Annotated in this window: 1 protein-coding gene; it reads right to left on the bottom strand. The window is 24.7% G+C overall.

The features are described 5' to 3' along the window. A partial coding sequence (locus tag ABDH49_09400) for a hypothetical protein (GenBank protein ID MEN3047153.1) occupies window positions 1–194 on the bottom strand: 194 nt, incomplete at its 3' end. Window positions 195–506: the final 312 nt, after the last annotated feature.

Below are 506 nucleotides of genomic sequence, written 5' to 3'. Positions count from 1 at the left end.
ATAGAATACACTAATCCTCTCTTTTGACGTAACTCTCTCCAAATAATTCCATCCATAGTATCATTAAGTAAATTGTCTATTATCAACATACAAATATATTCATCAAAGTTTTTATAAAACTCAGGAGCAGTAAATATATATAGAAAATAGGAGGACTCTGATTCTACGCTGAAAGAAAAAATGCGGTTTTTCATTATGTCAACCTTCCTATAATAATATTTATCATCCATAAAACTATCCAGTGAATAACCTTTTTTAGAAGCATAATTTGAATTTTTTTTTAAGTTACTAGTAATATATCTGTAAATCTCCGTTTCATTTTTTGTTTTATCTAACAGAACAAGAAAATAGTAAACTATCTTGTTATTTTTTATGAAATCTTCTAAATCTTTTTTATCAAAATGTCTATAGTTCTTAGGATTACCAAATGATAAAAAAGAATAAGGATGAGAAGAAAAAACATTTTGCCTAAAATAAAATAAAATGGAATTTAATGATTGTAAGTA

The organism is Candidatus Hydrothermales bacterium (genome assembly GCA_039630235.1).
Lineage (GTDB): Bacteria > Hydrothermota > Hydrothermia > Hydrothermales > JAJRUZ01 > JBCNVI01.
This window is presented reverse-complemented; position numbering and strand designations above follow the sequence as displayed.